Annotated in this window: 9 protein-coding genes; 1 reads left to right on the forward strand and 8 read right to left on the reverse strand. The window is 75.4% G+C overall.

From position 1 onward, the window contains the following. Positions 1–68: 68 nt before the first annotated feature. Complete coding sequence (locus tag GTR00_RS06890; RefSeq protein WP_166610898.1) at positions 69–929, forward strand: aldo/keto reductase; 861 nt, start codon at positions 69–71, stop codon at positions 927–929. Between the two features lie 62 nt (positions 930–991). Here the strand turns inward: GTR00_RS06890 and GTR00_RS06895 are convergent, their stop codons facing one another. The 8 genes from GTR00_RS06895 to GTR00_RS06930 all read right to left on the reverse strand — a co-directional run bounded on the left by GTR00_RS06895 (position 992) and on the right by GTR00_RS06930 (position 9,970). Beyond that, entirely contained in the window at positions 992–1,456 is a 465-nt protein-coding gene (locus GTR00_RS06895; protein ID WP_166610899.1) for a DUF4190 domain-containing protein, read from the reverse strand. A gap of 101 nt (positions 1,457–1,557) precedes the next feature. Further along, complete coding sequence (locus GTR00_RS06900) at positions 1,558–2,844, reverse strand: thymidine phosphorylase (protein ID WP_166610900.1); 1,287 nt, start codon at positions 2,842–2,844, stop codon at positions 1,558–1,560. Beyond that, the gene (locus GTR00_RS06905) at positions 2,841–3,290 is read right to left on the reverse strand and encodes a cytidine deaminase (protein WP_166610901.1); all 450 of its coding nucleotides are present in this window, start codon (positions 3,288–3,290) and stop codon (positions 2,841–2,843) included. The genes GTR00_RS06900 and GTR00_RS06905 overlap by 4 nt, the downstream gene beginning before the upstream one ends. 4 nt (positions 3,291–3,294) lie before the next feature. After that, positions 3,295–4,602: an ABC transporter permease gene (locus GTR00_RS06910; protein ID WP_166610902.1), complete on the reverse strand. Its 1,308-nt coding sequence runs from the start codon at positions 4,600–4,602 to the stop codon at positions 3,295–3,297. Further along, on the reverse strand, positions 4,599–5,825 hold the full coding sequence (locus GTR00_RS06915; protein WP_166610903.1) for an ABC transporter permease: 1,227 nt from the start codon (positions 5,823–5,825) through the stop codon (positions 4,599–4,601). The genes GTR00_RS06910 and GTR00_RS06915 overlap by 4 nt, the downstream gene beginning before the upstream one ends. Further along, positions 5,822–7,336 carry an ABC transporter ATP-binding protein gene (locus GTR00_RS06920; RefSeq protein ID WP_166610904.1) on the reverse strand — a complete coding sequence of 505 codons (1,515 nt, stop codon included), beginning with the start codon at positions 7,334–7,336 and terminating at the stop codon, positions 5,822–5,824. The genes GTR00_RS06915 and GTR00_RS06920 overlap by 4 nt, the downstream gene beginning before the upstream one ends. Before the next feature lie 132 nt (positions 7,337–7,468). Further along, positions 7,469–8,572 (reverse strand): BMP family lipoprotein, encoded by a 1,104-nt coding sequence (locus GTR00_RS06925; RefSeq protein WP_323132295.1) that lies wholly within the window; start codon positions 8,570–8,572, stop codon positions 7,469–7,471. 159 nt (positions 8,573–8,731) lie between these two features. Continuing rightward, positions 8,732–9,970, reverse strand: coding sequence for an amidohydrolase (locus GTR00_RS06930; protein WP_323132296.1), 1,239 nt, complete (start codon positions 9,968–9,970; stop codon positions 8,732–8,734). Between the last annotated feature and the right edge of the window lie 21 nt (positions 9,971–9,991).

Consider the following 9,991-nt stretch of genomic DNA (forward strand, 5'->3'; position numbering starts at 1 on the left):
CTCTTCGCGTGGTCGGTGGACCGGCGCCCCGCGGGCGCCGGTCCACCGACCACGCGAAGAGGAGTGACATGCCCGTCGCGAGCAGCGGCACCATCGACCTCGGCGGCAAGACCGTGCACCGCCTCGGCTACGGCGCGATGCGCATCACCGGCCCCGGCATCTGGGGGCCGCCGGAGGACCACGACGAGGCGGTGCGCGTGCTGCGCCGCTCCGTCGAGCTCGGCGTCACCTTCATCGACACGGCCGACTCCTACGGGCCGTTCGTCTCCGAGGACCTCATCCGCGAGGCCCTGCACGACGGCTCCGGCTACGGCGACGTCGTCATCGCCACCAAGGGCGGGCTGACCCGCCACGGCCCGGACGTGTGGCCGCCGCTGGGCCGCCCGGAGTACCTGCGCCAGTGCATCCTCATGTCGCTGCGGCGCCTGGGCGTCGAGCGCATCGACCTGTGGCAGCTGCACCGCATCGACGCGAAGGTCCCGCGCGAGGAGCAGTTCGGGGCGCTGAAGGAGTTCGTCGACGAGGGCCTGGCGCAGCAGGTCGGCCTCTCGGAGGTCGACGTGGAGGACGTGCGGGCCGCGCAGGCGGCCGGGCTGAGCGTGGCCTCGGTGCAGAACCGCTACAACCTCGGCGACCGCCGGGCGGAGGAGCTGCTGGACTTCTGCACCGAGCAGGGCATCGCGTTCATCCCGTGGGCACCGGTGGACGCCGGCACCCTGGCCCGCCCCGGCGGGCCGCTGGACGCCGTGGCGGGCCACCACCCCGGCACCACCACCGGGCAGCTCGCGCTGGCGTGGCTGCTGCGCCGCTCGCCGGTGGTCGTGCCGATCCCGGGCACGTCGTCGGTGGCGCACCTGGAGGAGAACCTCGGCGCGGCGGACGTGGAGCTGACCGACGAGGAGTACCGGACCCTGACCGACGCCGCCTGAGCGGGGGCCGGGGACGGGCGCGGGAGCCGCGCCCGTCCCCGGTCGCCCCGGACGCGGTCGGCTCAGGCGCCGGTCTGGTCGCCGTCGACGCCGAGGTCCTCGTTGAAGTCCTGCTGGCACTGCTGCTGGGCGGCCACGTCGCCGCCGGCGTCGCGCAGGCACTGCGTCAGGTCGGCGCCGCCGTTGTTCCAGAACGCCGAGCCCACGGCGATGGTCAGGGCCAGGAACACCGCGCTGGCGACGACCGCGATGGCGCTGGTGACGACGCCGGCGATCGCGACGCCGCGGTTGGTGGCCTCGCCCCGCCTGGCGCGGCGCATCCCGACGATGCCGAGGACCAGCCCGATGAGGCCGGGCACGATGCCGATGCCCAGCAGCCAGCACAGCAGCAGGCCGATGACGCCGAGGATCAGGGAGGCCAGCCCGGCGCCGTTGCGCGGCCTGGCGCCGTACGGCTGGCCGTAGCCGCCCTGCTGCTCGTACCCCGGCGGCGGTCCGTACTGGTCGTTGCCCGGTGTGGACGACATGGCCTCGCTCCCGTTCGGTCTGCAGGTCGTGCGTGGTCCGCGATCGTCTCAAGGCCGGGCGGGGTCGGCACCCGCAGCGCCCGGGTGCCGACCAGACGTGATCAGGCCGTGATGCGGCGGTGCACCAGCGGCACCGGCGCCGGCGCGGTCCCCCCCACGACGATGCCCGGCTCCAGGGCCTGCAGCGCCCACGCGAAGCGCTCGGGGGTGTCGGTGTGCAGGGTGGCCACGCGCTGCCCGGCGCGCACGGCCTCGCCGCGCACGGCGTGCAGCTCCACGCCGGCGCCGGCCTGCACGTCCTCCTCGCGCCGGGCGCGCCCGGCGCCCAGGCGCCAGGCGGCCACGCCCACGGCCATCGCGTCGACCTCGGTGAGGTACCCGTCGGCGGGGGCGAGCACGTCGTGGGTGTGCGCGGCCACCGGCAGGGCCGCGTCGGGGTCGCCGCCCTGGGCGGCGACCATCCGGCGCCAGGCGTCCATGGCCCGGCCGTCGGCGAGGGCGTCGGCGGGGTCCACGGCGTCCAGGCCCACGGCGGCGAGCATCTCGCGCGCCAGCACCAGGGTGACCTCCACCAGGTCCGCGGGCCCGCCGCCGGCGAGGACCTCCACGGACTCGCGCACCTCCAGCGCGTTGCCGGCGGTGCGGCCCAGCGGGGTGGACATGTCGGTGACGAGCGCGGTGGTGCGCACGCCGGCGTCGGTGCCCAGCGCCACCATCGCCTCGGCCAGCTCCACCGACTGCGCCAGCTCCTTCATGAACGCCCCGGAGCCGGTCTTGACGTCCAGCACGAGCGCGCTGGTGCCCTCGGCGATCTTCTTGCTCATGATGGAGCTGGCGATCAGCGGGATCGCCTCGACGGTGCCGGTGACGTCGCGCAGCGCGTACAGCTTCTTGTCGGCCGGGGCCAGGTCGCCGGTGGCGGCGCAGATCACGGCGCCGACCTCGACGAGCTGCCGGCGGATCTCCGGCAGGCTCAGCGAGGCGCGCCAGCCGGGGATGGACTCCAGCTTGTCCAGGGTGCCGCCGGTGTGGCCCAGGCCGCGCCCGGACAGCTGCGGCACGGCCGCACCGCACGCGGCGACGAGCGGGGCCAGCGGCAGCGTGACCTTGTCGCCGACGCCGCCGGTGGAGTGCTTGTCGACGCTGGGCCGGGGCAGGTCGGTGAAGTCCAGCCGCGAGCCGGAGGCGATCATCGCGGCGGTCCAGCGGGCGACCTCCTCGCGGGACATGCCGTTGAGGAACACCGCCATCGCCAGGGCGGACATCTGCTCCTCGGCGACCTCGCCGCGGGTGTAGGCGCCGACCACCCAGTCGATCTGCTCGTCCGGGAGGCGCCCGCCGTCGCGCTTGGTGCGGATGACGTCGACGGCGGCGAACTGCTGGGTCACGAGCGCTGGTCCTCTCGGGGGGCCTTGCGGGCGGGGTCGGCGAGGTCGTGGGGGCCGAAGGCGTCGGGCAGCACCTCGGTCATGGGCAGCACCCCGCGCGGGGTGTCCACGAGCAGCGCGGGGCCGCCGAACTCGAACAGCAGCTGCCGGCAGCGCCCGCACGGCATGAGCACGTTGCCCACCGCGTCGACGCAGGCGAAGGCGACGAGGCGCCCGCCGCCGCTCATGCGCAGCTGCCCCACGAGGGTGCACTCCGCGCACAGCGTCACGCCGTAGGAGGCGTTCTCGATGTTCGCCCCGGAGACCACGCGCCCGTCGTCGACGAGCGCGGCCGCCCCCACGGGGAAGCCGGAGTAGGGCGAGTACGAGTGCGTCAGCGCCTCGCGGGCCGCGGCGCGCAGCGCCTCGAAGTCGACCTCGGGCACGGTGGTCCTCTCCTCGTTCACGGGTTCACGCCGGGTACGGCTCGCCGCTGGCCGCGGGCGCCTTGACGCGGCCGACGAAGCCGGCCACGGCGAACAGCGTCGCCAGGTACGGCAGCGCCGACAGGAAGCTGGCGGGCACCTGCGAGCCGTAGGGCAGCACGCCCACCAGGGTCTGCAGGGCGGCGAAGAAGCCGAACAGCAGCGAGGCCGCCACCGCCCCGCGCGGCGTCCACCGGCCGAAGATGACCGCGGCCAGGGCGATGAAGCCCTTGCCGGCGGACATGTTCTCGGTGAAGGGGCCGATGGTGCCCACCGACAGGAACGCCCCGCCCAGGCCGGCGATGGCGCCGGCGACGACGACGTTGACGTAGCGGATGCCCAGCACCGGCACGCCCAGGGTCGCGGCGGCCTTGGGGTGCTCGCCCACCGCGCGGGTGCGCAGGCCCCAGCGGGTGCGGAAGAGCACCACCTGCAGCGCGACGATGAGCACGTACATCAGGTAGACGACGACGTTGCCCTCGAACAGCAGCGGGCCCAGGACGGGGATCTCGGAGAGCACCGGCACGGGCAGCGGCTGCAGCACGCCGGGCGTGTTGTAGCGCGCGGTGTCGGACTGCATGAGCGCCTTGTACGCCCAGCCGGTGAAGCCCAGCGCGGCGGCGTTGAGCACCACGCCGAGGATGACCTGGTTGACGCGGTAGCGGATGGCGAACACCGCGAGCAGCCAGCCGACCAGGGCGCCGGAGAGCACGCCGCCGACGACGCCGGCGCCCAGGCTGCCGGCCAGCGAGCCGACGAGCGCGGCGGTGAACGCGCCGGTGAGCAGCTGCCCCTCGATGGCGACGTTGACGACGCCGCTGCGCTCGCCGAGCACGCCGGCCAGGGCGCCCAGGATCAGCGGGGTCGCCAGGAACAGCGTCTGGCGCAGCAGCGCGACCACGTCGACCGTGGCGGCCTGCCCGCCGCTCATCGCCCAGCACAGGAAGGAGACCATGAAGCAGGCCACCGCGACGCCCACGAGCAGCGGGCCGCGGCGGGCGCGGAAGCCCCGGGCGAGCTGGAACAGGCCCAGCAGCACCACGACCGCGCCGAGCACCACGGGCGTCAGCGTGCCCGGGACGGTCAGGTCGGGCAGGCGCACCGCGGTGCCGCCGCCGAAGGCGAAGGTGGCGTCCCCGGTGCCCGAGCCCAGGCCCCAGCCCAGGGCGGTCACCGCGCCGGTCAGGACGAGGGCGGCACCGCCGACCACCCGCTGGCGCAGGCTGGCGGGCTGCTCGACGACCTCCCGGACGACCACGGCCTCCGGACGCACCTGCGGCGTCGCCGCGCTCACCTGCCCCACCCCCCGGCCAGCTCGCTCCCGACGCCGCCGCCGCCGGCGCGCAGCCGGAAGACGGCCCGCACGAGGGCGGGCGCGGCGATGAACAGCACGATGAGGGCCTGCAGGACCCCCACCAGGTCCACCGGCACGCCGGTGGCCGACTGCATCTGCACCCCTCCGGCGCGCAGGCCGCCGAACAGCAGGCCGGCGGCGACGACGCCGTAGGGGTTGTTGCGGCCCAGCAGGGCCACGGTGATGGCGTCGAAGCCGATGCTGCCGGCGACGCTGCCGGTGACGCTGCCGCTGACGCCGAGCACCTGCGAGGCGCCGGCCAGGCCGGCCAGGCCGCCGGAGAGGGCCATCGCGGTGATCTGCAGGCGGCCCACCGACATGCCGGCGGTGCGGGCGGCGTCGGCGTTCGCGCCGACGGCGCGCAGCCGGAACCCCAGCCGGGAGCGGCCGAACAGCCAGTGCACGGCCACCGCGGCCAGCAGGGCGAGCAGCAGGCCGGCGTGCACGCGCAGCGGGCTGCCCAGCAGCAGGGGCAGGCGCGCGGAGGGGGCGACCTGCTCGGAGATCGCCTGCCCGTAGGGCGGGCGCTGGAACCCGCGGGTGCTCAGCAGGAAGTTCAGCAGGTTCAGCGCGACGTAGTTGAGCATGATGGAGGTGATGACCTCGTGGGCGCCGGTGCGGGCCTTCAGCCAGCCGATGAGGCCGCCCCACAGCACCCCGCCCAGCAGGCCGCCGGCCAGGGCCACCAGCAGGTGCAGCACCACCGGCAGGTCCCGGGCGAACCCGAGCCAGGCGGCGAAGACGGCGCCGAGGACCACCTGCCCCTGGCCGCCGATGTTGAACAGCCCCACCCGGAACGCCAGGGCGACCGCGAGGCCGCCCAGGATCAGCGGCGTGGCGTTGACCAGGGTCTCGGAGATCGGCCCCAGGGCGCCCTTGCCGGACAGGTCCGGGCTGTAGAGCGCGCCCTCCAGCAGCGCCAGGTAGGCGTCGCGCACGGCGTACCAGGCGTTGGAGAACGTGTCCCACGGGTAGGTGAAGAAGTAGCCGGCCGCCGCGCGGGTGCCGGCGTCGCCGACGGCGATGAGCACCGCCCCGACGAGCGCGGCGCCGACCACGGCGAAGACGGTGACGAGGAGGTTGCCGCGCCGGGCCGGCCGGCGGGGCGCGGGGCCCGCCGGCCCCGCGGGCGGGACCCCCTTCGTCGGGGCCTCGGTGCTCACGCGGTTCCCTCCTGCGGCTGCGCGCCGGCCATGAGCAGGCCGAGCTGCTCGGGGTCGGCGTCGGGGCCGACCTCCCCGGCGACGCGGCCGCGGTACATGACGACGATGCGGTCCGCCAGGGCGCGCACCTCGTCCAGTTCGGTGGAGACGAGCAGGACGGCGGCACCGCGGTCGCGCTCGGCGACGATCCGCTGGTGCACGAACTCCTGGCTGCCGACGTCGACGCCGCGGGTGGGCTGGGCCACCACGAGCAGCTTCAGCGGCCGGGACATCTCGCGGGCCAGCACGACCTTCTGCTGGTTGCCGCCGGACAGGGTGGACACCGGCGCCTGCGCGGTGGGGGTGCGGATGTCGAACTCGGCCACGCGCTCGGCGGCGTTGCGGGCCACGGCGGCGCGGTCCACGGACGGGCCGGCGGAGTAGGCGGGGGTGTCCACCACGTCCAGCACGAGGTTCTCGGCGATGCTGAAGGAGCCGACGAGCCCGTCGTGCAGGCGGTCCTCGGGCACGTAGCCCACGCCGCGCCGCAGGACCTGGCGCACGGGCATGCCGGTGACGTCCTCGCCGGCCAGGCGCACGTGCCCGGAGTCCACCGGCTGCAGGCCCAGGACGCTGCGCGTCAGCTCGCTCTGGCCGTTGCCGTCGACGCCGGCGACGGCCAGGACCTCCCCGGCGCGCACGGTGAGGCTGACGTCGTCGAGCAGGACGGCGCCGGCGGGGTCGGTGACCCGCACGCCGGCCACCTCCAGCACCGGCTCGCCCGGGGCGGCGGGGGCCTTGTCGACGACCAGGCGCACGTCGCGGCCCACCATGAGGGCGGCGAGCTCCTCCTGGGAGGCGGTGGGCTGCGCGGTGCCCACGACGCGGCCGCGGCGGATGACGGTGATGCGGTCGGCGACCGCCTTGACCTCGCGCAGCTTGTGGGTGATGAACACGATGGAGGTGCCGGAGGCGGCGAGCTCGCGCATGACGCGCATGAGGTCGTCGGTCTCGGCGGGCGTCAGGACGGCGGTGGGCTCGTCCAGCACGAGGACCTTCGCCTCGCGCAGCAGCGCCTTGAGGATCTCCACGCGCTGCTGCACGCCGACGGCGAGGTCGGCCACCAGCGCGTCCGGCGGCACGGCCAGGCCGAAGCGCTCGGAGGTCTCCACCACGCGCGCCCGCGCGCGGCGGCGGTCCAGCAGGCCGCCGCCGCGGGTGACCTCGGCGCCCAGGACGATGTTCTCGGTGGCGGTGAAGTCAGGGACCAGCATGAAGTGCTGGTGCACCATGCCGATGCCGGCGGCCATCGCGTCGCCCGGCGAGGAGAAGGACACCGGCCGCCCGTCCACGAGGATCTGCCCCTCGTCGGGCGTGTACAGCCCGTAGAGCACGTTCATGAGGGTGCTCTTGCCCGCGCCGTTCTCGCCCAGCAGGGCGTGGACCTCCCCGGGCCGGACGGTCAGGTCGATCCCGTCGTTGGCGGTGAAGGACCCGAAGCGCTTGGTGATGCCCCGGAGTTCCAGCTCCACGTGCGCCTCGTCCCCCTCGTCGCCCGCGTCGTGCGTGCGCGTCGTGTCGTGCGGTTCGTGTCGTGCGGTTCGCGTCGTGCGCGCGGCGGTGCCGCGGGCCCGGCCGGGCCGGTGGCCCGGCCGGGCGCGGTCTCAGCCGGCGGCGATCGCGCTGGGCGAGGTGATCTCGATGGAGCCGTCGACGATGCCCTGGCGGACGGTGTCCAGCTCGCTCTTCAGCTCGGCCGGGACCTGGCTGTCGAAGCGGTTGAAGGGCGCCAGGCCCACGCCCTCGTTCTCCAGGGTGCCGACGTAGGAACCGGTCGGGACGTCGCCCTCGGCCACCGAGAGCGCGTACTCCTTGACCGACTCGGTGAGGTTCTTCGTCACCGAGGAGATGAAGTAGTCGCAGTACTGCTCGGCGCTGACGCAGCCGTCGGTGTCCACCCAGAGCAGGTTGAGGCCGCCGCCGGCGGCCTCGGCGGCCGCACCGGCGCCCAGGCCCGCCTGCCCGGCGACCGGCATCACGACGTCGGCGCCCTGGCCGGCCAGGGTCTCGGTGATGGAGCGCCCCGCGGCCTGGTCGCTGAAGCTGTTGGCGAAGGTGCCGCCGTCGGGGTTGTTCTCGTCCCAGCCGAGGACGCGGACGTTCGTGCCCTTCTGCTGGTTGTGGTACTGCACGCCCTCCCAGAAGCCGTCCATGAAGATGGTGACCGGCGGGATGGGCAGGCCGCCCCAGGTGCCCACGACACCCGTCTTCGTCATGCCGGCGGCCAGGTAGCCGCCCAGGAACGCGGCCTCGGCGGTGTTGTACTGCAGCGCGTAGACGTTCTCCTCCTCGGAGGAGGAGTCGATCTCGGCGAACGCCTGGTCGGGGTTGGCCGCGGAGACCTCCTTGACGGAGTCGGCCATCAGGCCGCCGACGCCGATGATGGTGTCGCAGCCCTGCTGCACCTGCGCCTGCAGGTTCGGGGTGTACTGCGTGTCGTCCGCGGAGGGGACGTAGGAGATCTGCAGGTTCTCGTTCTCGGCCTTGGCGGCCTCCAGGCCGGCCCAGGAGGACTGGTTGAACGAGCGGTCGTCGACGCCGCCGGTGTCCAGGACCATGCAGGCCTTGATCGTCTTGCCGCCGCTGGAGGCGGTGGCGTTCGGGCCCTCCACGGCGTCGCCCTGGGGGCGCTCGCCGCAGGCGGCCAGCAGCAGCAGGGCGGTGGCACCGACGGCCGCGGCCGGGGCGAGGCGGGTGAAGGTCTTCACGGGTGGGGTCCTCCAGGTCGTCCGGCGGGTCGTCCGGCGGTGCGGGCGCGCACGAGGTCGAAGCCAGTTCGACGAGCGCGCGGTCATCGTAGTGCGCAACCTGACCGGCTCAGGCCGCTGCGGCGGGCGTCTTGCCCGGATCGAGACCTGCGCGACCCCTCAACGGAGCAGCGCGCGCGGCGCGGCGGCCGCGGCCGCCAGGACCTGCACGCCCACGCCGAGCGCCGCCTCGTCCGGGGCGTAGTCGCCCCGGTGCAGGTCGTGCACGACGCCGCCGGGGGTGCGGGTGCCCAGCCGGACCATCGCCCCGGGCACGTGGTGCAGGTACCAGGCGAAGTCCTCCCCGCCCAGCGACTGGCGCGTGGGCAGCACCGCGTCGGCGCCCAGCACGGCGCGCGCGGCCTCCTCCAGCACCAGCGTGGCGCGCACCTCGTTGTCCACCGGCGGCACCCCGCGCACCAGCGCCACCTCCGCGCTGACCGCGTACGGGCGCACCAGGTCGGCCACGACCTCCTCGACGAGCTCGCCGGCGTGCTGCCACGCGTCCGTCTCCATGCAGCGCAGCGTCCCGGCCGCGTACCCCTCGGCGGGCACCGCGTTGGCGGCGTCGCCGGCGTGCACCGCGCCCCAGGTGAGGTTCACCCCGGCGCGCGGGTCGACGCGGCGGGCCAGCACGGCCGGCAGCTGGGTGACGACCTGCCCGAGCGCGAAGACGAGGTCGCCGGCCAGGTGCGGGCGCGAGGTGTGCCCGCCGGTGCCGGACAGGCGCACGGTGACGTGGTCGGAGGCGGAGGTGATCGGCCCGGCCTTCAGCCCGACGGTGCCCACGTCCAGGGTGGGGTCGCAGTGCAGGCCGTACAGGGCGGCCACCCCCTCCAGCACGCCGGCGCCGACGAGGTCCAGCGCCCCGCCGGGCATGACCTCCTCGGCGGGCTGGAAGAGCAGGCGCACCCGGTGGGCCAGCGCCCCGGCGCGGTGCAGGTCCGCCAGGACCAGCCCGGCCCCGGCGGCGGTGGCGGTGTGCACGTCGTGCCCGCAGGCGTGCGCGACCCCGGGCACGGTGGAGGCGTAGGGCAGCCCGGTGCCCTCCTCCAGCGGCAGGGCGTCCAGGTCGGCGCGCAGGCCCACCCGCGGCCCGTCGCCCGGGCCGGTCTCGGCGACCAGGCCGGTGCCGGGCAGCAGCCGCACCTCCAGGCCGCCGGCGGTGAGCAGCTCGGCCACGGCGGCGGTGGTGCGGTGCTCGGCGCGCGCCAGCTCCGGGTGGGCGTGCACCGCGCGGCGCAGCGCCAGCACCGCGGGCAGGTGCCGGGCGGCCAGGCGCTGGAGCAGCTTCACGGGCGGCCCGCCGGGCGCCGGTGCCGGCGCGCTGACCGTGTCGTCCCCCGTGCGGCTGCTCACGGCAGGCGACGGTACCCCCGC

Origin of the sequence: Kineococcus indalonis (assembly GCF_009906395.1) — a bacterium.
Lineage (GTDB): Bacteria > Actinomycetota > Actinomycetes > Actinomycetales > Kineococcaceae > Kineococcus > Kineococcus indalonis.